The following is a 25714-nucleotide window of genomic DNA, read 5'->3' as shown; positions in this document are numbered from 1 at the left end:
CGATCCATGGAGCTGAGAACCGAGACGTTCCTCTGGACGTCTCGTAAGTAGCTCTGTTCTCATCCCCCGGGCCAAATCCCCACCTACCCAGGATGGTAGTTGAGCCTGGCCAGCAAGGTCGGTGCCTCGGCTGGTCTACATCGCTTTCCGCACCGGCGTAGTCTGCAGGGGTGCTCCACGAAGTCACCGAGGATGGCGGGCTGGGCTTCTGCCATCACATCCTTCCGGGTCTGCTGCCACCTGGCTACCACGGTCCGTTGGTCGTCGCCGTCGACTCAAACGTCCTGATCGACCTCCAGCGGCATGGGGCCGCGCTCATGAACGATGAGTCGCTGCCCGATCGAGTTGCGGAGGACATCGCCTACACCAACGAGCTGTACGGCCTCGCGGACCTTCTCAACCTGTGGCTGTTGCGCGACATTCGATTCGTGGTAACTCCCCGCTCAAAGACCGACGCCAAGAAGGTCACCGAGCGCTTCCTGGAACACAGGCTTCCGTCGATCAACGCATTAGCGGACAGCTTGGCATTCCAGGTGGGAAACTGGTCTGTGCCTGCGCCGTCGCACGGACCGTCGACCACTCCCGTCGGTGAAGTTACCGGCCTTCCTGATGGCGCTGACCGCGACTTGGTACTTGAGGCTCAGGCCGTTGGCGCTCACGTTTTCCTCACCCGCGACCGGCTTGTCTTGGAACGTGTGGAGCTCGCCGGGCCCCCTATGGCCCTGCTCCCGCCCCAGGGTTTGGCGGCCGAGCTCCTTGCCGCCGGAGTCCAACTTCTCCTCGGGGGCACGTGCGGCGGCGACGGGTGCCCGTACCTTGACTGGGGGCTCCCCGCCCCAGATTTGGGCAAGTGGGGCGGACTCCTCTCCGTGCTGGAGTAGCCGGAGAATCGAGGTCGGGCGGCGGCATTCACTGGGCGAATCTGGCATGGACTTTTTTGAGTTCGGGAGGCTGCCGGACCATGACTTCTAGGTGGTTTTGCCGAGAGCCGTTCAGCAATCTCCCTGTCATCCCGCTGGAGATCTTCCCGCGCGGCCGGGACTGTACGGCAGAGCCGAGCCCGTGTTCGCGCTCCGGGAAGCGGAACGGAACACACGGCTCCAGAGGCGCCGGATCCTGCGGGATCCGTTCCGGGTGTTCCGACGCTGCTCGCGATCAAGCGCTGGTCACCGACCTGATGCGCAAGCTCGGCAACAGACGATGCCCGCTGGGAGCCATCTGGGAGCCAGCCCGCTCCCGAAGCCTCGTCCAGACAGCCCGAGACCACTCCAATCCAACCTCCTGAGCAGGCAAAACACTAAACTGCTCGGTGTCGTACTTGATCGAACCTCATTCGGGACGAAGAGGTCGTGGGTTCAAATCCCGCCACCCCGACAGCCGTAAGACCAGGCAGGGGCCTGATCCACTTAGTGGATCAGGCCCCTGAGTGGTTTCCGGGGTCATCTTGTGGGGCGCCGAGCAGTGGGCCTGGACCGCGATCACGGCCGTACGATCCGCGCGGCCGCCCGAGAGAAGCACCGGTGACGACGGCGGTAGCCCATCGGACACCTTGACGCGTGGTAACGCCGCCCTGCCGGGGAGTGCCGGGGTCGCCCTCATGGCGCGTTCCGTATTCTCGGCATACCGTCTCGGGTTCAGGCGCAGGTCGTCCGGGCTCGCGACGATATTCCAGCAGTTCCACAGCTCGCAAGAGATCCACCTTTGCACGGAAAGCCGGAAGCCGTCGCAAAGCCCCCGGAAGCCGTCAGAAAGCCCTGCCGATCTGCAACGGGATATCTCCATGATGTATAACCTGCTGGTTGCCGGCGCGATGGAAACAAGCATCCTGGTAAAGATTCTGGAATCGGCCTTTGACGTGCGTGGTTCGAATGTGGATGTAGCCGACTCCTTCGGTGATCCCGGCCTGAGGAACTGGGAAGCCGCCGTCGCATGCCAGTACAGCGCCCTTCACGGAGACCTGTCTTGGGAGTTGGACGTCTACGCGCAGGAGTTTGTTGCCGACCCTCCCGCGGAATCGGTGTTGGCACAGCGCATAGCCACAGCCGCCGGGGTGGTGGTGCTCTTCCCTGCCGAGTCAATTCCGCCGAGCGCCTACTGGGCGGCCACCCCGGAGGGGAACGTCACGCGGGTACGCCTCTATGCGTCCGACGACGAAGATCCCGTCTATGTGGTTGATGCCGTGGAAACCCCGGTTCGGCAGCTGCCGAACACGACGGTCACGAGGATCCCGGAAGTGGTCCGAGAGCTGAGGATCCCCACTCCGATCGCGGACAGCTTCCGTGAACAAATGCCCGCAGATTTCCTGGCCCAGGAAGGTCCCGAGTGGGAGTTCTCGAACTGTCTGGGAGCGTGGGAAAAGCTCGTCGCCCACATGGCATCGGGGTGGGCCGGTTCGGGCTGGTGCCCCCCGGACATCTACCAGGAGCGGCTGGCCGCGCGAGATGGGCTGACTATCGTCCCCGGCACACTCCCCCTTTCCGCTGCGGCCGTACTGCGACAGGGGCTTCAGCAGCTGGACAGCACCTATGCCCGCCTCACCACGGAGGATCCGCAGGGCTCACTGATCGGACTGCTCCTGGGCGCGGAGGCGAGTGGCAGACAACTGGGTTGGTGGTGGCGCCGACGGCCCGACCCACTGCCCTGGTAATTCCAGTGGGCCCGCGCGCTGAACTCCGCCACCGCGGTCCGGCGGCGGTGGACGCCGGCTACCGGTGCCCGTGTTCGTCGGTCGCGCAGATGTACAGGACGGCCTCGCCCCCGTCTTCCTCGGCCTGGCCCCCCGTCATGCCGAGCACGAGGCTTCTGGAGATGACCGGGCTGCGGCCAACCATGGTCGGGGCAGGGTGAGTTCATTCTGAGGCCGGCGGCTCCCCTAGGGGGCCGTCCAGGGGCTTGCCGGATAGCGGGCGGGGCGCACGCGAACGATCCTCGTAACCTCGGACGACGTGAGGAGCGGTGCTGTGGTGGCCGGAGAAGCATCGGGCGGGACGCGGATTCACCGGTGGAGAGGGAGGTCGCACCTCGTCTGGGGTGCGGTGTTGGCCGTCGTGATCGGCTGCGTGGGTGGCGGGACCGCGAGCGGAGCGCCGGGGCCGGGCGTGGGCGGAGCGGCGGTCGAGGCGTGGGTACCGGGGCCCGTCGGGGCTGGTTCGTCCATTCGCTGGGAGCCGTGCGCGAAGGATCCATCGGCGGAGTGCGGCGCGCTGTCGGTTCCGGTGGACTGGAGCAGGCCGGACGGAGAGCGGTTCGATCTCCGGCTCGCCCGGCGCAGGGCCACGGGGCCGGGGGCACGTGTCGGTTCCATGGTGTTCGGGCCCGGCGGGCCCGGGGATTCGGGCGTCGACCGGATCGTGGGCAAGGGCAATATGGACCGCTTCAGCGACACCCTCCGCAGCCGGTTCGACATCGTCAGCTTCGATCCACGCGGTGTGGGACTCAGCAACCCGATCCGTTGCTCGCAGGCACTCCTGGACAGACGTCCGTCGCCGGTCATGAAGAGCCGGGCCGAGTTCGACGCCACGGTGAAGTACAACCGTGAGCTGCGGGAGGACTGCAGGAAGAACACCGAGCACGGGCTCTTCGACCACGTCGACACTCTCAGCACGGTGCAGGACCTCGACGCCGTTCGAGCTGCCCTCGGCGAGAAGTCGCTCACCTTCCACGGCAGTTCCTACGGGACGCTGCTCGGCGAGCAGTACGCGGAGCGGTACCCGAAGCGGGTCCGTGCCGTGGTCCTGGAAGCCGTGGTGGACCACAGCCTGGGCACGAGGAGGTTCCTCTCCACACAGGGCGCCACGCTCCAGGACTCCTTCGACGAGTTCGTGGCCTGGTGCGGACGGACCCGGAGCTGCGCCCTGCACGGATCGGATGTGCGGGCGGTCTGGGCGGATCTCCTCGACCGCGCCGAGCGGGGGAAGCTGTCGGACAACGGCAGGGCCGTCACCCCGTTCGACCTCAACGTCGCGGTGATGAAGCAGTTGTACGACCCCGAGTGGGCGACGCTGGGCGAGTTCCTGCGCCGGCTCGCCGGGAGCGCGCCCGAGTCGGCGAAGCCGGCCGGAGCCAACGGGACCAGGGCCGAACCCGCCCTCGGAACCAATGCGTTCGAGATCTTCTGCCAGGACTGGAGCCTGCCGGTCCACGGCTACGAAGGCTACGCACGGGAATTGCGCCGTGTCGGCAAGGTCGCACCGGACATGAAGTACGCCCGCGCCCTGATGTCCGTATCGGCCTGCCTCGGCGCGCCCGCTCCCGGCAATCCGCAGCACCGGCTGAAGGTGAGGGGCAGCAGGCCACTCCTGCTCACCAATTCCCTTCACGACCCGGCATCCGGCTACAACTGGGCCACCCATGTGGCTGATCAGCTCGGCAGTAGCGCGGTCCTCCATACGTACGAGGGCTGGGGCCACGGCACGTACACCAGCAGTCCCTGCGCGCAGAAGGCGGTCGACGCCTATCTGATCTCGCTGAAACTCCCTGCCCGCGGGGCCAGTTGTCCCGCAGTGGAGCCGACGGGATGACCGGGACATCATCGGTGCGGGGGCGGAGGCGGCCTGTCGCGGGTGACTGTCCTGAGCGGCAGCACCCGCGTCACCGCGATCACCGCGATCACCGGCCGCGAGCATCCCGACCGTCGGGCGCCTGGCGTCGGCGCGGACGCCGTTCTGCTGCGCGAGGGCCTGGTCGGGCTGTCGGCCCGTCCGCGGCCTTCATGCCTCCGCGTCCTCCGCCAACGTCCAGGGGCGGAGCTTCTCCGGGTTGCGGACCGCCCAGATGTGCGTGACACGGTCGGCGGCGAGACCGAACGCCGCCACTGTCACCGTCGTGCCGGCGTGCTGGGCGACCAGGCCGGGGCGGCCGTTGACCGTACGCTCCAGGAGAGTCAGGCCGGGGGCCTTGTCGGCCATGAGGATCAGGTACTCGGCGATGCGCCTGCCGCCCTCGACCGGGCGGCGGACGGCGCCGACCAGGCCGCCGCCGTCGGCGGTCATCGTGGCTTCCGGGTCGAGGAGGCCGACGAGGGCGTTGATGTCCTTGGCCTCCCACGCCTCCTTGAAGTGCTTTACCAGACCGGCCTGTCCGGCCGTCGGCGGCTCCGGGGCCCGCGCGGCCCGGACGCGTCGGCGGGCCGATGACGCCAGTTGCCTGCTGGCCGCGGGCGTCCGACCGATGATCACGGCGATCTCGGGGAACGGGTACCGGAAGACGTCGTGCAGGATGAACGCCACGCGCTCGGCCGGTGTCATCGACTCCAGTACGACGAGGAAGGCCATGTTCACCGACTCGTCCAGGGTGACCTGGTCGGCGGGGTCCGCCGACTCGGCCCTGCCGACGGCCGACCGCCCGCCGAACCACTCCGTACGGTCGGGCAGCGGGTCCGGGAGCCATGCGCCGACATAGGCCTCGCGCCTGACACGCGCCGACTTGAGCACGTCGAGGCAGATGCGGCCGGCGACCGTCGTCAGCCAGGCGCCGGGTGACTCGACGCCCTCCTGCTGCTGCCGCGACATCGCGTACCAGCGGGCGTAGGTCTCCTGTACGGCGTCCTCGGCCTCGGCCAGCGAACCGAGCAGCCGGTAGGCGACGTTGATCAGTCGGCGCCGCTCTCCGACGACCACGTCCGGGACCGGCCCGGGGAGGACATGCTCTGACTCGGACGAGGTACTCATGGCCGTGATCGCTCCGTGGTTCTTCTCAGCCGTTTCCGATTCCGGCGCACCGCCGGAAACGCCGCACCGGACTCCCTCGCCTCGCGGTTCGCGGGCCCGTTCCGTCGAACTGTCGAGACATTGTCGAACCCTCATCCCCCCTGCCACGAGGCTGAGGAGGGTGCCGGCGCCGGCACCCGGCTGCGGCCGTCGCGCCTCAGTCGGGCAGCACGAGCGGTTCGAGCCCGCGCCCGGCCTCGCGGCCGACCGACACCTTCCGGTGCCCGATGCGCCACCCCTGCTCCGTCCGGGCCCCGGCGTCACTCAAGTGGCCGTGGAGTGCGATCACCTCATGGATCTCCAGGCGGTCGTCCGCGGTCAGGCTCATCGCAACTCCAGACAGACGCTTCGGTGAACTCGCGCCGACCGGCCCTGCCGGCCGCGCATTCGCTCAACTCCTCGGGCGGTACCGAGTCTGCTGCTGATGCGAGTCGCGATCAACGGGTTGCCCGGTGTGCCGATCCGTGGCGCGTACGGCGTGCGGGTGCGGCAGGTACGGCACACTCGATCGGGTGGAGGTTTCTGGTCATTGATGCCGTTTAGGTGAGAAATGACCTCTCAGGGCGCGATCATTCGGCCGTGATCTCAACATTCCGGACGGAACTCCGTCCCAAGTCCCGCCTCCTGGCCGGGCTCGGCGCTCTCACCGCACTGACCCTGCTCCCGGCGGTCCCGGCCACCGCCGCCGCCACGGCCGTACCCGCGAAGGACACGGCGCACCGCGCCGCCGCCCAGGCGTCGCCCCGCGTGGTGACTCCGGCCGAGCGTCGGACCGCCGCCCGCCTCGCTTCCCTCCAGGGCAGGCCCGAGCGGTTGAAGGCGTTTTTCAAGGCGCTTCCCAAGGGCGGCGACCTGCACAACCACCTCTCCGGCGCGGCCACGACGGAATACCTGATCAAGCTCGCCATCGAGCGCGGCCTGTGCATCGACGCGACGATGACGGCCGTGGCGCCGCCGTGCGGGACGGGCACGAGGCCCGCGTCCGACGCGCGGGCGGACACCGCCTTCCGGCAGCAGATCGTCCGGGCCTGGTCCATGCAGGACTTCCCCGCCGACCAGTCCGGGCACGACCACTTCTTCGACACGTTCGGCAAGTTCAGCCTGGCGACCTGGGACCGCGGCAAGCTCCTGGCGAACGTGGCGGACACCGCCGTCGAGCAGAACCAGTTCTATCTGGAGACCATGGTCACCCCGGCGTCGGACAGCGCCAAGAAGCTGGCCGACGCGGTGGGTTACGACGCCGACCTGCCCGCCCTGCACCGCAAGCTCCTGGCCGGCGGGCAGCTCGACCGGGTCGTCAACGAGGCGGTCCGGGAGGCCGATGACGCCGACGCCCAGTTCCGGGCGACCGCGCACTGCGACACCGCGCGCCCCGACCCGGGCTGCCGGCTGCCCGTCAGGTGGATCTCCCAGGTGTCGCGGGGCAGCACCCCGGCGCGCGTGTTCACCCAGATCGCGGTCGGCATGCGGCTGGCGGAGCGCGATCCGAGGTTCGTCGCCGTCAACCTCGTACAGCCGGAGGACGGGGAGAGCGCGCTGCGCGACTACAGCCTCCAGATGCGGATGCTGAAGTACCTACGCGGCCAGTACCCGGGTGCCCATCTCACCCTGCACGCCGGTGAGCTGGCCCCCGGCCTGGTCAAGCCCGAGGACCTGACCTTCCACATCAACGAGGCCGTGCGCGTCGCCGGTGCCGAGCGCATCGGCCACGGCGTCGACCTGGTCCACGAGAACGACTGGCGCCAGCTCGCGCGGACGATGGCCCGGCGCGGCGTCGCCGTCGAGGTGCCGTTCTCCAGCAACAAGCAGATCCTCGGCATCGCGGGCGCCGACCACCCGTTCGAGGCGTACCGGCGTTACGGCGTCCCGGTGGTCCTGTCCACCGACGACCCGGGGGTCTCGCGGATCGACGTCAGCCATGAGTACCAGTACGCCGCGGAGACCTACGGCCTGAGCTACACCGAGCTGAAGGACCTGGCCCGCGCTTCACTTGAGTACGCGTTCAGGGACGGCCGCAGCCTGTGGGCCCCGGGCACCGCACCCTCCGGCTACCGGCCGGCCGCCGCCTGCCGCAGCGACCGGCTCGGCGACACGCACCCGAGCCCGCGCTGCTCGCGCCATCTCGCCGCCAGCCCCAAGGCGGCTACGCAGTGGCGTCAGGAGACGGCCTTCGCCGCCTTCGAGCGCGACAACGGCGGCCGGGGCTGACGTAACACCGCACGTACGTACGCGTCCGGGCGAGGGTTCGCAGTTCGCACTCCTCACCCGGACGCACTGCTGTCCCGGGTTCTGACATCACGGGTTCTCCGCCGCCGTCACGGGTGCTGCTGCCGCGGATTCGCGGGTTCCGCCGCCCTCACGGGTACTGCTCTCGCGGATTCGCGGATTCACGGATTCCGCCGTCACGGGTACTGCCGTCACAGGTTCCGCCGTCACGGGTACTGCTGTCACGGCCGCTGACCGTCGGAGGCGATCCGGTCCAGCCACTCCCTCAGCAGTTGCTGCTCCGCGCCGCTGAGCAGCGTCTGTTCGGGCAGTGCGGCGCGCAGGGCGCGGGCGGCGCCGGCCGGGCCGGGGGTCTGTACGGCCGGTTCGCGGTTGGTCACGGCGGCGACCATGGACTCCCGGAGCGTGGTCAGCAGGGCGGGGTCGCGCCGCTCCTCGGGCAGGGACAGCCAGGTGAGCACCGCGCCGCGTGCCGTGGCGTGGATGAGCCCCGCCGCGAGCTCCTCGCCGACGCGGAGCCAGCCACCGGCTGCCAGGCGCCGGATCCGGCCCATGAGGATCTCCATGCCGGCCGTGAACGCGGCCGACTCGGGCCGGGTGGGCTCGCTGTACATCAGCGAGAACAACGCCGGATTGGCCAGACCGAACTCGACCGCCAGATCCCATCCGCCCCTCAGGTCCTCGATGAGGTCCGGCGGGTCGGGGTCCACGTGCTTGGTCGCGAGGAACCGGGCGAAGCCGTACTCCGCCACCGCGTCGAGCAGCCCGTCCTTGTCGCCGAACATGCGGTAGATGGCCGGTGGCTGCACGCCTGCGGCGACCGCGACCGCGCGCGTGGTGACCGCGTCACGGCCCTCGCGCGCCAGCAGGTCCGCCGCGGCCTCGATGATCCGCTGCCGGGACCGGGGCTCGGCGGCGACGGCGCCGCCTCCTTCGTTCGAACGTGATGGCATATATCAATGATACAGCCCATGTGGTTCCGTCGATAGTTCCGGTGTTACGGTGATAGTGATACCAACGGAACCAAGATGCTGGAGCACATCATGATCATCGTTACCGGAGCCACCGGAAAGCTCGGACGGCGGGTCGTCGAGAGTCTGTTGACGCGCGTACCGGCGGAGCGGATCGGCGTCAGTGTCCGCGACCCGCAGAAGGCGAAGGCGTTCGCCGACCGCGGGGTACGCGTACGGCAGGGCAGCTTCACCGACGCCGCCGGGCTGGCCCACGCCTTCGAGGGCGCCTCGCAGGTGCTCCTCGTCTCCGTCGACAAGATGGGCGAGGAGTGCGTGCGGCAGCACCGTGCGGCGATCGACGGAGCCGTCGCGGCGGGCGCCCGCCGCATCCTCTACACCAGCCAGATGGGCGCCTCGCACGACTCGCACTTCCAGGCCTGCCGCGACCACGCCGCCACCGAGGACGCGCTGAGCGCCTCGGGCGTGCCGTTCACCTCACTGCGCAACGGCTTCTACGCCGCCAGCGCGATCCAGCTCGCCGGCCACGGACTGGAGTCCGGCGAGCTCGCGCTCCCCGCCGACGGGCCGGTCACCTGGACCGCGCACGCCGACCTCGCCGACGCCGCCGCCGCGGTCCTGGCCGACGAGGGGCGCTTCGACGGCCCCACGCCGCCGCTCACCGCGGGGCAGGCGCTCACCTTCACCGACCTCGCCCGCCTCGCCGGTGAGGTCACGGGCCGCACCGTCACGAGGACCGAGACGTCCGACGCCGCGTTCCGGGAGCAGCTGATGGGTTACGGCGCCCCCGCCGAGGCCGCCGACCAGGTGCTCGGCATCTTCGCGGCCGCCCGCGCCGGCGAGTTCACCGCCGTGGACCCGACGCTGGCCGCCCTGATCGGACGTGAGCCCATCGGCTTGCGCGCGTTCCTGCGCGAGCAGCTGACCGGCGACGACTCCCGCTGACCGGAGATACTGCCCGTACGGCCGTTTCCCCGGTACGAGACGAAGAGAGCGAAGGCACTGTGCACACGTACGAGAAGGACGGACCGGCGATCTACCGCCAGTCCTTCGCCACGATCCGCGCGGAGACGGATCTGTCGGGGCTGCCCGCCGATGTGAGCCGGGTCGCGGTCCGGATGATCCACGCCTGCGGCATGGTCGACCTCGTGCACGATCTCGCCTTCACACCGGACGTGGTGAGCCGTGCCCGTGCCGCGTTGCGGGCCGGGGCGCCGGTCCTCTGCGACGTCTCCATGGTGGCCAGCGGCATCACGCGCAGGCGGCTGCCGGCCGGCAACGAGGTGGTGTGCACCCTGTCCGATCCGGCGGTGGCCGGCCTCGCGGCGGAGCTCGGCACCACCCGCAGCGCGGCCGCCCTTGAGCTGTGGCGCGACCGGCTGGACGGTGCGGTCGTCGCCGTCGGCAACGCGCCGACGGCCCTGTTCCGGCTGCTCGAAATGATCGAGGAGGGCGCGCCACGGCCGGCCGCCGTCATCGGGGTCCCGGTCGGCTTCGTCGGAGCCGTCGAGTCCAAGGAGGCCCTGGCCTCGCACCCGTCAGGACTGGAGCATCTGATCGTGCGCGGGCGTCGCGGCGGCAGCGCGATCGCGGCCGCCGCCGTCAACGCGATCGCCAGCGAGGAGGAGTAGCGAGCTCGGGGCGGGCCCGGACGGCCGTCGCCGGGCTCCGGGCCTGCCGTGATCCCGACGACCGCCGCCGGGCCCCGGTCCTGCCATGGATGGGCCCGGGCACCAGGTCCACGGGCTGTCCTCGGGTCTCCTAACCCGCCCTCAGGCCCCCCTCAGGCCCCCCTCAGGCCCACCTTGGCCGTCCCCAGGCCCCCGGGCCGTGCTCAGGCCTCTGAACCTCCCTCAGGCCCCGGGCCCCCCTCAGCCCCCCAGTCCCGCCCCCAGCCCCCTGGCCGCCCAGGCGTTCGCGCAGCAGGGCGACGGCCAGTTCCGGGGTCGCGGCCACCGGCACGCCCGGCGGTACCGGCGGGCGGCGCACCACCACCACCGGAATCCGGGCCTCGCGGGCCGCAGCGAGCTTGGGGGCGGTTGCCTCGCCGCCGCTGTCCTTCGTGACGAGGACCTCGATGCGGTGCCGGGCGATCAGCTCGCGCTCCCCGTCGAGGGTGAAGGGGCCCCGGGCCCGCAGGACCTCCAGACCGCCCGGGTACGGCGGCTCCGGGGCCTCCACCGACCGCGCAAGGAACCACAGCGCGTCCAGCCCCGCGAACGCGGCGATACCCGTCCGGCCCGTCGTCAGGAAGACCCGGGTCCCCAGCGGGGGCAGGATCTCGGCGGCCCCGGCCAGGGAGCCGACCGGGTGCCAGTCGTCGCCGTCGACAGGCACCCAGCTCGGGCGGCGCAGCGCGAGGAGAGGAACATGGGCGGAAGCGGCAGCGGCGGCCGCGTGGAAACTGATCGTCCCGGCGAAAGGATGGGTGGCGTCGATGAGCACGTCCACCTGGTGCGTGAGCAGCCATGCGGCCAGGCCGTCGGCCCCGCCGAAGCCGCCGACGCGCACCTCGCCGGGCGGCAGCGTCGGCCCCGTCACCCGGCCGGCCAGGGAACTGGTCACCGTGGCCCCCGCGGGCAGCTCCGCCACCAGGAGCCCGGCCAGCCGGCGGGCCTCGGCGGTCCCGCCGAGTACGAGTACGTGCATCGGGTCCCTCCATGGGTGAGCCGTCGGGCGGACGCGGCGCCCAACTCAAACACACCGGTCTGCGGCCGGGCTGGACGACCGGCGCCTGCGCGACCGCGGCCACCACCGCCGCGTACACCGCCCTGCTGACCGGCGACTTCCCCGACCCGGTGACGATCACGCTGCCCGGCGGCCGGACCCCCGCGTTCGCGCTCGCGGTGGAGGAGCTGGGCGGGGGCGTGGCGACGGTCGGGGTGGTCAAGGACGCGGGCGACGATCCGGATGTGACGCACGGCGCCCTCGTCCGGTCCACCGTGCGGACACTGCCGCCGGGCTCGGGCGTGGTGTTCAGGGCCGGTCCCGGCGTGGGTACGGTCACGCTGCCCGGCCTGCCGCTCGACGTCGGTGAGCCCGCGGTCAACCCGGTTCCGCGCCGGATGATGCGCGAGCACATCGGGCAGGTCGCCGCGGCGCACGGCGGTACGGGGGACGTGGAGATCACGCTGTCGGTGGACGACGGCGAGGAGATCGCCCGCTCCACCTGGAATCCGCGGCTCGGCATCCTGGGCGGTCTGTCGATCCTGGGGACGACCGGTGTGGTGGTGCCCTACTCCTGCTCGGCGTGGATCGACTCGATCCGCCGTGGGGTGGACGTGGCCCTGGCCGCCGGGCAGCGCCATGTGGCCGGCTGCACCGGATCGACCTCGGAGAAGACCGTGGTGTCCGAGTACGGCCTGCCGGAGATCGCCCTGCTGGACATGGGGGACTTCGCGGGCGCGGTCCTGAAGTACGTACGCCGTCATCCCGTCGAACGGCTCACGATCTGCGGGGGTTTCGCCAAACTGTCGAAGCTCGCCGCCGGCCATCTCGACCTGCACTCGGGCCGTTCCCAGGTCGATCCGTCCTTCCTCGCCGGGCTGGCCGGGCGAGGCGGCGGCGACGAGGCCCTGGTGGCCGAGGTGGCTGCCGCGAACACCGGTCTCGCCGCGCTCCGTTCCTGCCTCGCCCGGGGCGTGCCGCTGGGCGACCTGGTGGCCGTGGCGGCACGGGACGAGGCGCTGTCGGTGCTGCGGGGCGCGCCGGTCGCCGTCGATGTCGTCTGTATCGACCGGGCGGGCACGGTCGTCGGGCGCAGCAGCGTGCGCTGAGCGAGCCAGGCAGGGACGCCAGGCGCAGCACCCCGCACTCCCCCGGCGCCTCACGACGTATGACGAGCATGCGCGCGGCTCTCGCGCGGTCACCTGCGAAGTGACGGCCCGATCACCGTAAACCCCTTGTTTCGGGGGGAGTTCGGGGTTTATCTACGCGCGGAGCTACGACTGCCGAACGATCATTCGGGCAATTCCGACACGTTCGCGCAAGCCTATTACCGACTGGTACCCGAAGCTGCTAAAACAGTTGACGCTCACTCAACCCCCCACCCACCCCCCACAATTCGGAGGGCTGACAGCTATGTCAGTACGGAGATTCTGGGCGTCCGCATCCACTCTGATCCTCGCCGCCGTGGCCGCTCTGGGCATCGCCCAGCCGGCCTCGGCGTCCTCCCCGGCTGCCGCCGGGGGGTACGTCGCCCTGGGCGACTCGTACTCCTCCGGCGTCGGCGCGGGAGACTACCTCTCCGACAGCGGTGACTGCCGTCGCAGCACCCATGCCTACGCCTACCTCTGGGCGGCGGCGAACTCGCCGTCCTCGTTCGACTTCGTCGCCTGTTCGGGCGCCACCAGCGGCTCGGTGGCGAGCAGTCAGCTCGGCGCGCTGAGCGCGTCGACCTCCCTGGTCAGCGTGACCGCGGGCGGCAACGACGTCGGGTTCGCCGACGTCATGCAGGACTGTGTGCTGTCCGGCGAGGCCGCCTGCCTCGCCGCCGTCGACTCGGCCGTCTCGCAGATGAACGGCTCGCTGCCGGCGGGCCTCAGCTCGCTCTACGGGTCGATCCACTCGAAGGCCCCGCAGGCACATGTCGTGGTGCTCGGCTACCCGCGCTTCTACAAGATCGACGGAAGCTGCATCGCCGGGCTCACGGAGGCGGAGCGCACGGCCATCAACAACGCGTCCGACGTGCTGAACGGCGTCATCGCCAAGCAGGCCGCCAACGCCGGATTCACCTTCTCCGGCGTCGCCGACGAGTTCACCGGGCACGAGCTGTGCTCCGGCGACGCGTGGCTGCACAGCGTCTCGATCCCCATCGAGAACTCCTACCACCCCACGGCCGAAGGACAGTCGGGCGGCTACCTGCCCGCGTTCAGCTCGGTCGCGTAGGAACCGAAGGAAGCACGAGCAGCACGAGCAGCACGAGAAACACGAGCTGCACAGGCAGGACGAGCTGCACAGGCAACACGAGCAGCACAGGTAACAAGAAGCACAGCAGAAGCACGTCGCAGCGGCGCGGCAGCGGTCCCGGAGCCCCCCACATCCGAGGCCCTGCCGCGCCGCTGCCGTGCCCGGTATGTCTCTGCCCGGACGGACGGCCCCGGCCCCGTCCGGTCCGGCCCCGTCCGCCCCTGTCCGCCCGGCCCGGCCCGCCCCGGCTGCCGGCTACCGCGGCCGGGTCGCCTTGAGCGAGTACATCAGCGGGATGCGCGGCCGGTCCGCCGGGAAGCGGAAGCAGCCGTCCTGCTGCCGCTCAAGCACCGGGAAGCGGGCGAAGAGCGAGGCGTCGTGCTCGTGCAGGAACTCGATCCGCAGCCCGGCCGCGGCCAGTGCCGAGACCACGCTGCCCACCGGGTGCTGCCATTCGACACTGCGGTTGTGGACGGTCGGCGCGTCGAAGTCCGCGTACGTCCCCGGCGTCTCGTCCACCCAGGCGTCCCGGCTGAAGTAGTCGTGCACGATCCTTTCGCCGGTCGCGTCGTCGAGGCAGTCGGTGAACGGATGGAACTCCGCCAGATAGAGAAACCCCCCGGGCGCGACCAGCGAGGCCGCGGTCTCGGCCCAGCGGTCGATGTCGGGCAGCCAGTTCAGCGCGCCGACACCGGTGTAGACGATGTCGTACGAGGAGTCCGGGACGGCCTCGGCCGCGTCGTGGACGTCGGCGGCGACGAACGCCGCCCGGTCCGGGCCGAGGCCCAGCTCCGCGGCCAGCGAACGGGCGGTCTCGACGGCCGGTTCGGAGAAGTCGAGACCGACGACCTGGGCGGCGCCGTGCCGGGCCCAGGACAGGGTGTCGAGGCCGATGTGGCACTGCAGGTGCAGCAGCGACCGGCCGGTCACGTCCCCGACCTCAGTCAGCTCGAAGGCGCGCAGGGAGTCCTTCCCCGCGCGGAAGGAGTCCAGATCGTAGAAGTCACTGCCGGTATGGATGGGCACACGTTCATCCCACATCGCGCGGTTGGCCTCGCGCCAGTCGACGGGTATCGGTGCATGCATGCCCGCGAGGTTATCCACAGGCTGAGGAGGGGGCGAACGGATTGTCGGCGGCCCGGCGCAGAATGGGGGGCATGACTGAGACCACTGGTTCGACGACCGATTCCGCTCCGGAGTGGGAGCAGCGCTTCCGGGCTCCCCGGGTGTCCCTGCCCGACTGGGCGGAGGACGCGCCGGACCGCGCCCTGTTCGTCTCCAATGCGACGGGGACGTACGAGCTGTACGCCTGGGACCGGGCCTCGGGCGAGCAGCGCCAGGTGACCGACCGGCCCAACGGGACGACGGACGGTGTGCTGACGCCCGACGGCGAGGCCATCTGGTGGTTCGACGACACCGACGGTGACGAGTTCGGGGTGTGGCTGCGCCGCCCCTTCCGCGCCGACGCCGAGGGGGCTGTGGACGAGCCGGCGGCACCCGGTCTCGAGCCCTCGTACCCGGCCGGGCTCGCGATCGGACGGGACGGGACGGCGGTGGTAGGCCGTTCGACGGACGAGGACGGCACGACGGTCCATGTCGTGCGCCCCGGGGCGGAGCCCGTCGAGATCTACCGCCACCGCGAGTCGGCCGGGGTGGGCGACCTCTCGTACGACGGGACGCTGATCGCGCTGGAGCACACCGAGCACGGTGACGCGATGCACTCAGCACTGCGTGTGGTGCGGCCCGACGGCACCGCGGTCGCCGAGCTGGACGACACCGAGGGGGGCACGAAGGAGCTGGGTCTGGCCGTGCTCGGCTTCGCCCCGGTGGCCGGGGACACCCGGCTGCTGGTGGGGCATCAGCGGCGCGGCCGCTGGGAGCCGATGATCTGGGACCCGGTGACGGGCACGGAGACGGATCTCGCCATCGACCTGCCCGGCGATGTGGGCGCCGAGTGGTACGCGGACGGCTCCGCGCTGCTGATCGAGCACGGTTTCGAGGCCCGCAGCGAGCTGTGGCGGTACGAGCCGGCCGCGGGCGACGGCACCCTGGCACGGGTGGAGACGCCCACCGGTTCCGTCTCGGGCGCCACCGCCCGGCCGGACGGCACGGTGGAGTACCTGTGGTCGTCGGCCGCCGAGCCGCCCGTCGTCCGGTCCACGGCCGGTGCGGTGGTGCTCGATCCGCCGGGTGCGAAGGCTCCGCGTTCCGTACCGGTCGAGGACGTGTGGGTGGACGGCCCCGGGGGCCGTGTCCACGCGCTCGTCCAGCGGCCCGCGGCCCCGGCCGAGGGCCCGTTCCCGACCGTCTTCGAGATCCACGGCGGCCCGACCTGGCACGACAGCGACGCCTTCGCGAGCGGGCCCGCCGCCTGGGTGGACCACGGCTACGCGGTCGTCCGGGTCAACTACCGCGGTTCGACCGGCTACGGGCGGGCGTGGACGGACGCGCTCAAGCACCGGGTCGGCCTGATCGAGCTCGAGGACATCGCGGCGGTGCGGGAGTGGGCGGTGAAGTCCGGCCTCGCGGACCCGGCCAAGCTGGTCCTGGCCGGCGGTTCCTGGGGCGGCTATCTGACCCTGCTGGGCCTCGGTACGCAGCCCGGCGACTGGGCCCTGGGCCTGGCCGCGGTCCCGGTCGCGGACTACGTCACGGCGTACCACGACGAAATGGAGGCCCTGAAGGCGATGGACCGCACCCTGCTGGGCGGGACACCGGAGGAGGTACCGGAACGCTTCGAGGCCTCGTCCCCCCTCACCTACGTCGACGCCGTGCGGGCCCCGGTCTACATCTCGGCGGGCGTCAACGACCCGCGCTGCCCGATCCGCCAGGTGGAGAACTACGTGGACCGGCTGAAGGACCGCGACGCGGTGCACGAGGTCTACCGGTACGACGCGGGTCACGGCTCGCTCGTCGTGGAGGAGCGGATCAAGCAGGTGCGCCTGGAGCTCGACTTCGCCGCCCGCCACCTGGGCACGCCGGGCGGTGGCGTCGAGTAGCTCCGGCGTCGCACCGGGCGCCGCCGGGGCACTCGGAGGCCCGCGTGGAGCCGCGTAGGGGCCGGATAAAGGGCGGCTCCACGGGTGCCCCCGCTCCGGAGGCCCGGAGCGGGGACCGTACCGTGGAGGGGTGTACCGGTTCCTGCTGACCCCGCGATGGTGGGGGATCAACCTCTTCGTCGTGCTGGCCATCCCGTTCTGCGTGTTCATGGGCACCTGGCAGCTCGGCCGCTTCGAGGACCGCGTGCAGACGCACGAGGCCGCCGAGCAGCGGCCCGCTCCCGGCACACGGGCCGCCGAGCCGCTCGACGAGCTGCTGCCCGTCGACACCGAGACCTCCGGCCGGCCCGCCACCGCGACCGGCCGGTACGCCGACCAGTTCCTGGTGCCCGGCCGGAAGCTGGACGAACGGGACGGCTTCTACGTGGTGGGGATGCTGCGCACCGACGGCAGCGGCAAGGCCCTGCCCGTGGTGCGGGGCTGGCTGCCCGGGAAGGCCGGACACACTCCGGTACCGGCCGCGCCCACCGGCACCGTCACCGTGACCGGTGACCTCCAGGCCTCGGAGAACGCGGGTACCGCCGGGGTCGACGCGACGGGCGGACTCCCCGATGGCCAGGTCGGCATGATCAGCGCCGCGTCACTCGTCAACCTCGTGCCGTACGACGTGTACGACGCATGGGTGACGCTCCAGCGGTCCGACGTCAGCACGGGCGGGGCGTCCGCCGCTCGGGCCTCGGGCGGAAAGGCCGCCGTCCTGCGACCCGTGCCGGCCACCGCCGCCCAGGGCACCGGGCTCGATCTGAAGGCGTTCCAGAACCTCGGCTACCTGTGCGAGTGGTTCGTCTTCGCGGCGTTCGTGCTCTTCATGTGGTTCCGGCTGGTCCGGCGCGAGGCCGAGGCCGCCCGGGATCTGCGCCTGGGCCTCGTCGCCGACGCGGAGGCCGAGGCGCAAGCTTCCATGGAGACCGACGCGCAGGCCTCCGTGAAGACCGACGTGGAGGCGGGAGCTTCCGTGGAGACCGAGGCTTCCGTGAAGACCGACGCGGAGACCGCGGCCTCGGCGGAGACCGGCCCGGAGGCCGGTTTCGAGTCCACTTCCTACGACGCGGGTTCCAGCGCGCCCGTCCGGTAGATCGTGCCCGCGCAGGCGTTGCTGATCTTCGTCTCGGCGACCGGCGCCCCCGGCTCCGGGGTGTGCTTCACGGAGACGCTGCCCTGCGCCGTACCGGCGCCGTCCTCGCTGCCGAACTGCGTCTCCGCACCCGATTCCGTGTCGCCGGTGCCGCCGCCCGCACTCGTCCCGGCCGCGCCGTCGGTGCTGCCACCGGCGCCTTCGGTCGGCGTCGGGGAGGGTGAACCGCCGGACGTCGGACAGGTCTCGCCCGGCACCCAGGCGAACTGCACCTCGTACGCCATGTCGGGCTTCAGCAGGACCGTCGTCTCCTCCGTTGCCGGGTCGGGCAGCCCGGACGCCGCGTCCCCCGCGGTGTGCCGGACGACCGCGATCCTGGCCGGGTCCGCCGCGCCCATCGCCTCGAACCCCACCGTGCCGCCGCTGCTCACCGAGCAGTTCGTGGTGGAGACATTGGTGATCCGGAACGCTCCGTACACCGTGCCGTCGGCAGCCGCCGCGCCGGTCCTGGCCGATGCGACAGCGAGCTGGCCCGGATCGCACGCCGGCATTTCGGCGGCCGCGCTGGCGGCCGCGTCGGCGGAGCTGCCGGCCGCCTCGCCCTCCAGGCCCTGGCCGTTGCCGGCGGAGGGGCCGGCCTCGCTGTCGGGGATGCCCTGACCGGCGTTCTCGCGCCCGTCGCCGGCACCCCCGTCGTTCGCGCCGCCGGTGCCCGGTCCGGGCTCCTGGCCGTTGCCGCCGTGCGCCTGCTCGCCATGACCGGCGATCGCCGGGCTGGCGGTGCTCGAGCCCTCGGAGCCGGCGACGTGGACGAAGGCGGGTACCGCGGTTCCGATGAGCAGCGCCGCAGCCGCGGCTCCGACGATCGCCTGCCGCCGTCGGGCCCGTCGTGCGGGCACCGCCCGGCACAGCCGGTCGAGGCTGCCGTCGCCGGGTTCGAGGCCCTGCACGGCGCCGTGCATCAGCCGACGCAGCACGTCCTCGTCGATATCCACGCCGTCGCGGAAACCGCCGCCGTCGCTGGAGCCGCTGGAGCCGCTGGAGCCGCTGGAGCCGCCGAAGAGATCGGTCAGCCGCGCGACCGGTTCCGGGTCGCGGTCCGTGCCCGGGGTGTTGTCCGGCCCGTGGTTCACAATTCCGTTTCCAGTCCGGTCAGTCCGGTCAGTCCGATGTCCGCGTGTGAGCTCGTGCCGGTGTGCGTCCCCGCCGTCGTGTCCGCGCCCGCCGTCGTGTCCGCGCCCGTGGTCGTCGCGCCGGCTCATGCCTGCGCCTCCATCACCACGCGCAGCGCCGCGATGCCGCGGGAGCCGTACGCCTTGACCGAGCCCAGGGATATGCCGAGCGTCGTGGCGACCTGCGCCTCGGTCATGTCCGCGAAGTAACGCAGCACCAGCACCTCCCGCTGGCGCCTTTGCAGCCCCCGCATCGCCTTGATGAGCGCGTCCCGTTCCAGCTGGTCGTACGCGCCCTCCTCGGCGCTCGCCATGTCGGGCATGGGCTTGGAGAGCAGCTTCAGCCCGAGGATGCGTCGCCGCAGCGCGGAGCGGGAGAGGTTGACGACGGTCTGGCGCAGATACGCGAGTGTCTTCTCGGGCTCCCGTACCCGGTTGCGCGCCGAGTGCACGCGGATGAACGCCTCCTGCACGACGTCCTCACAGGACGCCGTGTCGTCCAGCAGCAGGGCCGCGAGGCCGAGCAGCGAACGGTAGTGGGCGCGGTAGGTCTCGGTGAGATGGTCGACGGTAGTTCCGGCTGCCACGCTGTCGTCAGCGCCCTCGCGCTGTGACGGCAGCCCCGTGGGGCGCGCAGCGGGCATGGGCGCGATCACCGGCATTCCGCCGGACGCGCGGGGCCGTCCGAGCGGTCGCACCGAAGCGCCGCGCAGGGGGCCCACCACTGTGATATCGAGTACCTCTGCCACGCCAGTTGGACACGTTTCCCCCCGTCAGGGTTGTACGCATACGGCACCGCGTTTGACGCCCTGCGATATGCCTTCATACGTAACCGCTCTTCCCCAAATGCCCCGAATGTGCGCCCCGCTGCGCAAGAAGTGACGGCTTAGACGCACGCCGCCCGACCGGCGGTTGCAACGAGCCGAAAGGTCATCGTCGGACACCGTGACGTCCCAGCTCAAGAGGTTCAGACCAGCAAGTTGCTCACAGGGCGTTCACAGAACATACAAAACAGGTTCGATCGGGACCGGGGAAATTCAGGGGCCGGAGAATTCCGCGGCGACCGCTTCGGCGATCTGGGCCACGTTCAGCGCGGCACCCTTGCGCAGGTTGTCGCCGCAGACGAAGAGTTCGAGCGCCCTCGGCTCGTCCATCGACCGTCGGACCCGGCCGACCCAGGTGGGATCGGTGCCCACCACATCGGACGGGGTCGGGAAATCGCCCGCGCCGGGGCTGTCGTACAGCACCACGCCGGGGGCGGTCGCCAGGATCTCGTGCGCCCGGTCGACCGCGACCTCGTTCTCGAAGCGGGCGTGCACGGACATCGAGTGGGCCGCGATCACGGGCACGTAGACGCAGGTCGCCGCCACCCGCAGGCTCGGCAGATCGAGGATCTTGCGGCACTCGTCGCGGATCGCCAGCTCCTCGGACGACCAGCCGTCCCCGGCGTCCGTCCCGGCCCACGGCACGACGTTGAGGGCGACGGGCGCGGCGAACGGCCCGCCGTCCGTGTCCCCCACGACCCGGCGTACGTCGCCCGGCTTCGTACCGAGTTCCGTGCCCGCGACCATCGACAGCTGCTCGCGCAGCGCGGCGACGCCGTCGCGTCCGACCCCGCTCACGGCCTGGTACGAGGAGACGACGAGCTCCCGCAGGCCGAATTCGGCGTGCAGTGCGCCGACCGCGACGATCAGCGCGAGTGTCGTGCAGTTGGGGCTCGCCACGATGCCGCGGGGTCTGATCCTGGCGGCATGGGGGTTGATCTCGGGGACGACGAGCGGGACGTCGCTGTCCGTCCTGAAGGCCGCGGAGTCGTCGATGACGACCGTGCCCTTTGAGGCGGCGAGCGGCGCCCAGCGCGCGGACACCTCGTCGGGTGCCAGGAACAGCGCCACGTCCACGTTGTCGAAGACGTCCTCGGAGAGTTCGAGGACCTCGGTCTCCTCACCGCGCACGACCAGCTTGCCGCCGGCCGAACGCGGTGAGGCGATGAGCTTCACCTCGCCCCAGACATCCGCGTGTTCCGAAAGGATCTGGAGCATGACGCCGCCGATCGCCCCGGTCGCGCCGACGACCGCGAGCGAAGGGCGGCGTGCGGTCATCGGCCGGTGCCCCCGTACACGACTGCCTCGTCGGAGTCGCTGTCGAGACCGAAGGCGGTGTGCACGGCGCGCACGGCCTCGATGACGTCGTCGGCACGGGTGACCACCGAGATGCGGATCTCGGAGGTCGAGATGAGCTCGATGTTGACGCCCGCGTCGGACAGCGCCTCGAAGAAGCCCGCCGTGACGCCCGGGTTGGTCTTCATACCGGCGCCGACCAGGGAGATCTTGGCGATCTGGTCGTCGTAGCGCAGCGACTCGAAGCCGATGGCACCGCGGTTGCGCTCCAGGGCGTCGATGGCCTTGCGGCCCTCGGACTTCGGGAGCGTGAACGAGATGTCGGTCAGACCGGTCGACGCGGCGGAGACGTTCTGCACCACCATGTCGATGTTGACCTCGGCGTTCGCGATCGTACGGAAGATCGCGGCGGCCTCACCCGGCTTGTCGGGCACGCCGACGACGGTGACCTTGGCCTCGGAGACGTCGTGGGCGACTCCGGAGATGATCGCGTGCTCCACCTGCTGGTCCCCTTGCGGCTCGTTGCTGACCCAGGTCCCGCGCAGTCCCGAGAAGGACGAGCGGACGTGGATCGGAATGTTGTAACGGCGTGCGTATTCCACGCACCGGTGCAGCAGCACCTTGGAGCCGGACGCCGCCAGCTCCAGCATGTCCTCGAAGGAGATCCACTCGATCTTCCGGGCCTTCTTGACGACCCGCGGGTCGGCGGTGAAGACACCGTCCACATCGGTGTAGATCTCACAGACCTCGGCGTCCAGCGCGGCCGCGAGCGCGACGGCGGTGGTGTCGGATCCGCCGCGGCCGAGGGTGGTGATGTCCTTCTTGTCCTGGGACACGCCCTGGAACCCCGCGACGATCGCGATGTTCCCCTCGTCCAGTGCCGTACGGATACGGCCCGGCGTCACATCGATGATGCGCGCTTTGTTGTGGACCGAGTCGGTGATGACACCGGCCTGGCTGCCGGTGAACGACTGGGCCTCATGGCCCAGGTTCTTGATCGCCATGGCCAGCAGGGCCATCGAGATCCGCTCCCCGGCGGTCAGCAGCATGTCGAACTCTCGCCCGGCAGGGATCGGGGACACCTGCCCCGCGAGATCGATCAGCTCGTCCGTCGTGTCGCCCATCGCCGACACCACGACAACCACCTGGTTGCCGTTCTTCTTGGCATCGACGATTCGCTTGGCGACGCGCTTGATGCCCTCGGCATCGGCTACGGAGGAACCTCCGTACTTCTGCACGACAAGGCCCACGTGCGCTCCTCGCTCCATCCATTGCTGCGGTCGGCTCAGTTTAACGAGCAGTCCGGAAACGCCTCGCTGATATCGCATGCTGAGATGTCCCGCTCACCACGTGATCATCGACGCGTCGTTCCGAACTGCTCGTACGAGGCTGCTGCCCGACGATCGCCCGGCCACTCCCGTTTGTGTCCCAGCCCACACGCTCAGCCCACACGCCCGGCCCGCATGCCCGGCCTGCCCACACGCCGGCGCCGCACCGGCCCGGCGGTTACTTGACCGGCCGGAGCCCCAGCGGGCCAGCGATCTCCTCGACCATCACGCGGCCCGCCTCCTCGGCCAGGTCGTCGTCGCCCGCGTCCTGGTCGGTGTCCAGGCCGTCGAGCGCCTGGAGGGGCTGGTTGAGCCGGATGTGGGCGATCAGCGACTGGAGGGCGCGCAGGGCGGCGGAGGCCGTGGAACCCCAGTTGGAGAAGTAGGAGAACTGCCACCACCACAGCGCCTCGGTGGTGCGGTCCTCCTCGTAATGGGCCAGGCCGTGGCGCAGGTCCGTGACCAGATCGGCCAGATCGTCGGAGATCCGGGCCGGGACCGGGGCCTTGCGGGGCTCGTACGGGTCGAAGACCTCGGAGTAGACGTCGATCGGCTCCAGCAGGGCCGCGAAGCGCTCGCGCAGACCGTCCGCGTCCGGTTCGGCGCCCAGGTCCGGTTCGTAGCGCTCGTCCGGGAGGATGTCCTCGTAGGCGCCCAGCCGCCCCCCGGCCAGCAGGAGCTGGGAGACCTGGAGCAGCAGCACCGGGACGGCTTCCTCCGGCTCCTCGACCTTGGAGACCGCGGTGACCGCGACGATGAACGTCTTGATCTGGTCGGCGATCTGGACCGCGAAGTCGTCGGGATCCTGGGTGACAGTGTTCAGCGTGGCGTCAGACATCGAGGGGACCTCCCGTGGGCACGGTCGCAGACGGTGGGTAGAACATAGCTGCGCTGAACGTAAAGCCGTCGTGAGGGGCGGGGCCGGTGTCAGACATCGAGCAGACGCCTCCCCTCGAAGGCGCGGCCGAGCGTGACCTCGTCCGCGTACTCCAGGTCGCCGCCCACGGGCAGACCGCTGGCCAGCCGCGTGACCCGCAGGCCCATCGGCTTGACCATCCGCGCCAGGTACGTCGCGGTGGCCTCGCCCTCCAGGTTCGGGTCCGTCGCCAGGATCAGCTCCGTGATCGAGCCGTCGGCCAGCCGGGCCAGCAGCTCACGGATGCGCAGATCGTCCGGCCCGACGCCCTCGATGGGGCTGATCGCCCCGCCCAGGACGTGGTAACGGCCCCGGAACTCACGGGTCCGCTCGATCGCGACGACGTCCTTCGGCTCCTCGACGACACAGATGACCGTCAGATCGCGGCGCGGGTCGCGGCAGATCCCGCACTGCTCCTGCTGGGCCACGTTGCCGCAGACCGCGCAGAAGCGGACCTTGTCCTTGACCTCGAGCAGGGCGTGGGCGAGGCGGCGCACATCCGTGGGCTCCGCCTGGAGGATGTGGAAGGCGATCCGCTGCGCGCTCTTGGGACCGACGCCGGGCAGCCTGCCCAACTCGTCGATGAGCTCCTGAACCACGCCTTCGTACAACGGAAAGCCTTTCCTGTGCCTGATCGGCCGGGTCGTGGTACGTACCGTAGGGGGTGCGTACCGTCTTGGATACGCCCTTGGTCAGAAGGGCAGGCCGGGCATGCCGCCCAGCCCCTGGGCCAGCGGGCCCAGCTTCTGCTGCTGGAGCGCCTGGGCGTTCTCGTTCGCCGCCTGGACCGCCGCGACGACGAGGTCCGCGAGCGTCTCGGTGTCCTCGGGGTCCACCGCCTTGGGATCGATCACGAGGCCGCGCAGCTCGCCGGAACCGGTCACGGTCGCCTTGACCAGACCGCCTCCCGCCTGGCCGTCGACCTCGGTCCTGGCCAGCTCCTCCTGAGCCTCGGCGAGGTCCTGCTGCATCTTCTGGGCCTGCTGCAGCAGCTGCTGCATATTGGGCTGACCACCACCGGGAATCACGGTCACTCCAGGCATTTCGACGACAAATGTTTCGGTAAGCCGAGCCTACGTGGTCCCCGGGCGGCCCGCTCCACCCACTGACGAGCAACTCTTTCGAGTGAGATGGAGTCAGCGGTGCCGTGGCTCCTATACCTGATCACAGCCCCTGCACACCCGGGAAAACCGCGATTTCGACCCCGCGGCCCACCATTCGGCGGTAGGAAGGGCATGCGTCCCGGCACACGCACGTGCACCAACCGTCACGCAAGGTTACGCACGGGGTACTGCCGGTCGCAGCGAGCGCCAGGGAGCAGAGGGCAGAGATCCCGCCCATCGTCGAGGACGCGGTCGGCAACACGCGTCGCTATGCAGCATGCAGAGGAGTACCCCGGTGAGTCAGCCGGAGATGCAGCCCGAAGGGCCGCCCCGCAATGATTCCGGTGTGCCCGGTCCGGCCGGTTCCGCCGCTCCTTCGGGTACGGGCTCCGGCGCGCCGGGCCGGGATCTGACCGGAACGCCCTTCCCGCTCGGCGACTGGGGCGAACCGGCCCAGCGGCTCGACGAGCTGTACCGCTGGGTCGAGGCCGACGCGCTGCGCACCGCCGACTGGTATCTGGGCGACCGGGTGTGGAAGCGGCGCGGGGCCAGGGTGCTGCGGATGGGGACGGCGGGCGGTGCGATCGCGGGCGCCGCGCTGCCGCTGCTCGACCTGACGGGGGCGTTGCACGGCGCGGCGGGCTGGGGCTATCTGTCGCTGCTGCTGGGCGCCGCGTGCATGGCCTGCGACCGGTACTTCGGACTGACCTCCGGCTGGATAAGGAATCTCGCCACGGCACAGGCCGTACAGCGACGGCTCCAGGTGCTCCAGTTCGACTGGGCATCGGAGTGCGTGCGGGAGGTGCTCGGCCCGACGGAGGGGACGGCGAGCGAGGCGGCCGAGCGGTGCCTCGGTGTGCTGCGGCGGTTCTCGGAGGACGTCACGGAGCTCGTGCGGTCCGAGACCGCGGACTGGATGGTGGAGTTCCGGGCCGGTCCCGCGCCGATGGGGATGCAGGCCCTGGTCTCCGGCGGGACGGGCGGCGGGCGTGCGGACCAGGGAGCGCAGCCGGGGCGGTTCCCGCTGCAGTCGATGGGGCGGCCGAACATGCCGCGGCAGCGCCCGCCGGAGGCACGGTAGGCGGCACGGACGCCGGGAGCCGGCGAGGTCCGGGGTCAGCTGAAGAT

At 70.8% G+C, this 25714-nt stretch carries 24 protein-coding genes; 11 read left to right on the top strand and 13 right to left on the bottom strand.

Going from position 1 to position 25714, the window contains the following annotated elements; genetic code table 11:
* The first annotated feature begins 170 nt into the window (after nt 1–170).
* Nucleotides 171–881, top strand: coding sequence for a hypothetical protein (locus tag ACFVJX_RS25080; RefSeq protein WP_384128314.1), 711 nt, complete (start codon nt 171–173; stop codon nt 879–881).
* Nucleotides 882–1780: 899 nt separating this feature from the next.
* A complete protein-coding gene (locus ACFVJX_RS25075; protein WP_384128316.1) occupies nt 1781–2647 on the top strand; it encodes a hypothetical protein in 867 nt (288 codons plus the stop codon).
* A gap of 58 nt (nt 2648–2705) precedes the next feature.
* Here the strand turns inward: ACFVJX_RS25075 and ACFVJX_RS25070 are convergent, their stop codons facing one another.
* Nucleotides 2706–2831 (bottom strand): hypothetical protein, encoded by a 126-nt coding sequence (locus ACFVJX_RS25070; protein WP_384128318.1) that lies wholly within the window; start codon nt 2829–2831, stop codon nt 2706–2708.
* A gap of 471 nt (nt 2832–3302) precedes the next feature.
* Between ACFVJX_RS25070 and ACFVJX_RS25065 the strand changes: the two genes are divergently transcribed.
* The gene (locus tag ACFVJX_RS25065) at nt 3303–4520 is read left to right on the top strand and encodes an alpha/beta hydrolase (RefSeq protein ID WP_384128320.1); all 1218 of its coding nucleotides are present in this window, start codon (nt 3303–3305) and stop codon (nt 4518–4520) included.
* Between the two features lie 189 nt (nt 4521–4709).
* Here ACFVJX_RS25065 and sigJ read toward each other — a convergent pair whose 3' ends face one another.
* The gene (gene sigJ, locus ACFVJX_RS25060; protein WP_384128322.1) at nt 4710–5669 is read right to left on the bottom strand and encodes an RNA polymerase sigma factor SigJ; all 960 of its coding nucleotides are present in this window, start codon (nt 5667–5669) and stop codon (nt 4710–4712) included.
* Nucleotides 5670–5865: 196 nt separating this feature from the next.
* Nucleotides 5866–6036 carry a hypothetical protein gene (locus tag ACFVJX_RS25055; protein WP_384128324.1) on the bottom strand — a complete coding sequence of 57 codons (171 nt, stop codon included), beginning with the start codon at nt 6034–6036 and terminating at the stop codon, nt 5866–5868.
* Between the two features lie 251 nt (nt 6037–6287).
* On the opposite strand from ACFVJX_RS25055, the gene ACFVJX_RS25050 reads away from it, so the two are divergent.
* The gene (locus tag ACFVJX_RS25050) at nt 6288–7916 is read left to right on the top strand and encodes an adenosine deaminase (RefSeq protein ID WP_384128326.1); all 1629 of its coding nucleotides are present in this window, start codon (nt 6288–6290) and stop codon (nt 7914–7916) included.
* 239 nt (nt 7917–8155) lie between these two features.
* Here ACFVJX_RS25050 and ACFVJX_RS25045 read toward each other — a convergent pair whose 3' ends face one another.
* Nucleotides 8156–8887 (bottom strand): TetR/AcrR family transcriptional regulator, encoded by a 732-nt coding sequence (locus tag ACFVJX_RS25045; protein ID WP_384128328.1) that lies wholly within the window; start codon nt 8885–8887, stop codon nt 8156–8158.
* Nucleotides 8888–8977: 90 nt separating this feature from the next.
* Between ACFVJX_RS25045 and ACFVJX_RS25040 the strand changes: the two genes are divergently transcribed.
* Together ACFVJX_RS25040 and ACFVJX_RS25035 are read left to right on the top strand one after the other, a co-directional pair.
* A complete protein-coding gene (locus ACFVJX_RS25040) occupies nt 8978–9850 on the top strand; it encodes an NAD(P)H-binding protein (RefSeq protein ID WP_384128378.1) in 873 nt (290 codons plus the stop codon).
* Between the two features lie 59 nt (nt 9851–9909).
* Nucleotides 9910–10536, top strand: coding sequence for a precorrin-8X methylmutase (locus ACFVJX_RS25035; protein ID WP_384128329.1), 627 nt, complete (start codon nt 9910–9912; stop codon nt 10534–10536).
* Between the two features lie 163 nt (nt 10537–10699).
* On the opposite strand, the gene ACFVJX_RS25030 is transcribed toward ACFVJX_RS25035, so the two are convergent.
* Nucleotides 10700–11554 carry a cobalt-precorrin-6A reductase gene (locus ACFVJX_RS25030; RefSeq protein WP_384128331.1) on the bottom strand — a complete coding sequence of 285 codons (855 nt, stop codon included), beginning with the start codon at nt 11552–11554 and terminating at the stop codon, nt 10700–10702.
* 11 nt (nt 11555–11565) lie between these two features.
* Between ACFVJX_RS25030 and ACFVJX_RS25025 the strand changes: the two genes are divergently transcribed.
* Both ACFVJX_RS25025 and ACFVJX_RS25020 read left to right on the top strand, forming a co-directional pair.
* Nucleotides 11566–12681: a cobalt-precorrin-5B (C(1))-methyltransferase gene (locus tag ACFVJX_RS25025; RefSeq protein WP_384128333.1), complete on the top strand. Its 1116-nt coding sequence runs from the start codon at nt 11566–11568 to the stop codon at nt 12679–12681.
* 304 nt (nt 12682–12985) lie between these two features.
* Nucleotides 12986–13792 (top strand): SGNH/GDSL hydrolase family protein, encoded by an 807-nt coding sequence (locus ACFVJX_RS25020; RefSeq protein ID WP_384128335.1) that lies wholly within the window; start codon nt 12986–12988, stop codon nt 13790–13792.
* A 276-nt stretch (nt 13793–14068) separates the two neighbouring features.
* Here the strand turns inward: ACFVJX_RS25020 and ACFVJX_RS25015 are convergent, their stop codons facing one another.
* Nucleotides 14069–14899 (bottom strand): class I SAM-dependent methyltransferase, encoded by an 831-nt coding sequence (locus ACFVJX_RS25015; RefSeq protein ID WP_384128337.1) that lies wholly within the window; start codon nt 14897–14899, stop codon nt 14069–14071.
* Between the two features lie 71 nt (nt 14900–14970).
* On the opposite strand from ACFVJX_RS25015, the gene ACFVJX_RS25010 reads away from it, so the two are divergent.
* Complete coding sequence (locus tag ACFVJX_RS25010) at nt 14971–16812, top strand: S9 family peptidase (protein WP_384128339.1); 1842 nt, start codon at nt 14971–14973, stop codon at nt 16810–16812.
* A 130-nt stretch (nt 16813–16942) separates the two neighbouring features.
* Nucleotides 16943–17947 (top strand): SURF1 family cytochrome oxidase biogenesis protein, encoded by a 1005-nt coding sequence (locus ACFVJX_RS25005; protein ID WP_384128341.1) that lies wholly within the window; start codon nt 16943–16945, stop codon nt 17945–17947.
* Here the strand turns inward: ACFVJX_RS25005 and ACFVJX_RS25000 are convergent.
* The 7 genes from ACFVJX_RS25000 to ACFVJX_RS24970 all read right to left on the bottom strand — a co-directional run bounded on the left by ACFVJX_RS25000 (nt 17914) and on the right by ACFVJX_RS24970 (nt 24511).
* The gene (locus tag ACFVJX_RS25000; RefSeq protein ID WP_384128343.1) at nt 17914–19080 is read right to left on the bottom strand and encodes a hypothetical protein; all 1167 of its coding nucleotides are present in this window, start codon (nt 19078–19080) and stop codon (nt 17914–17916) included. The genes ACFVJX_RS25005 and ACFVJX_RS25000 overlap by 34 nt on opposite strands.
* Nucleotides 19081–19205: 125 nt before the next feature.
* On the bottom strand, nt 19206–19781 hold the full coding sequence (locus tag ACFVJX_RS24995; RefSeq protein WP_145767258.1) for a SigE family RNA polymerase sigma factor: 576 nt from the start codon (nt 19779–19781) through the stop codon (nt 19206–19208).
* A gap of 375 nt (nt 19782–20156) precedes the next feature.
* Complete coding sequence (locus ACFVJX_RS24990; RefSeq protein ID WP_384128345.1) at nt 20157–21221, bottom strand: aspartate-semialdehyde dehydrogenase; 1065 nt, start codon at nt 21219–21221, stop codon at nt 20157–20159.
* Nucleotides 21218–22489 carry an aspartate kinase gene (locus ACFVJX_RS24985; RefSeq protein WP_384128347.1) on the bottom strand — a complete coding sequence of 424 codons (1272 nt, stop codon included), beginning with the start codon at nt 22487–22489 and terminating at the stop codon, nt 21218–21220. The genes ACFVJX_RS24990 and ACFVJX_RS24985 overlap by 4 nt, the downstream gene beginning before the upstream one ends.
* A gap of 256 nt (nt 22490–22745) precedes the next feature.
* Nucleotides 22746–23405: a DUF5063 domain-containing protein gene (locus tag ACFVJX_RS24980; RefSeq protein ID WP_384128348.1), complete on the bottom strand. Its 660-nt coding sequence runs from the start codon at nt 23403–23405 to the stop codon at nt 22746–22748.
* A gap of 89 nt (nt 23406–23494) precedes the next feature.
* Nucleotides 23495–24094 (bottom strand): recombination mediator RecR, encoded by a 600-nt coding sequence (gene recR / locus ACFVJX_RS24975; protein ID WP_384128350.1) that lies wholly within the window; start codon nt 24092–24094, stop codon nt 23495–23497.
* 81 nt (nt 24095–24175) lie between these two features.
* Nucleotides 24176–24511, bottom strand: a complete 336-nt coding sequence (locus ACFVJX_RS24970) for a YbaB/EbfC family nucleoid-associated protein (RefSeq protein WP_073733753.1) — start codon at nt 24509–24511, stop codon at nt 24176–24178.
* Nucleotides 24512–24896: 385 nt separating this feature from the next.
* Here ACFVJX_RS24970 and ACFVJX_RS24965 point away from each other — a divergent pair, with 385 nt between their 5' ends.
* The gene (locus tag ACFVJX_RS24965; RefSeq protein ID WP_385745774.1) at nt 24897–25667 is read left to right on the top strand and encodes an SLATT domain-containing protein; all 771 of its coding nucleotides are present in this window, start codon (nt 24897–24899) and stop codon (nt 25665–25667) included.
* Nucleotides 25668–25714: the final 47 nt, after the last annotated feature.

This window comes from Streptomyces sp. NPDC127177, assembly GCF_042672475.1.
Lineage (GTDB): Bacteria > Actinomycetota > Actinomycetes > Streptomycetales > Streptomycetaceae > Streptomyces.
Note: the sequence above shows the minus strand (reverse complement) of the source record. Positions and strands in the feature narration are given on the sequence as shown.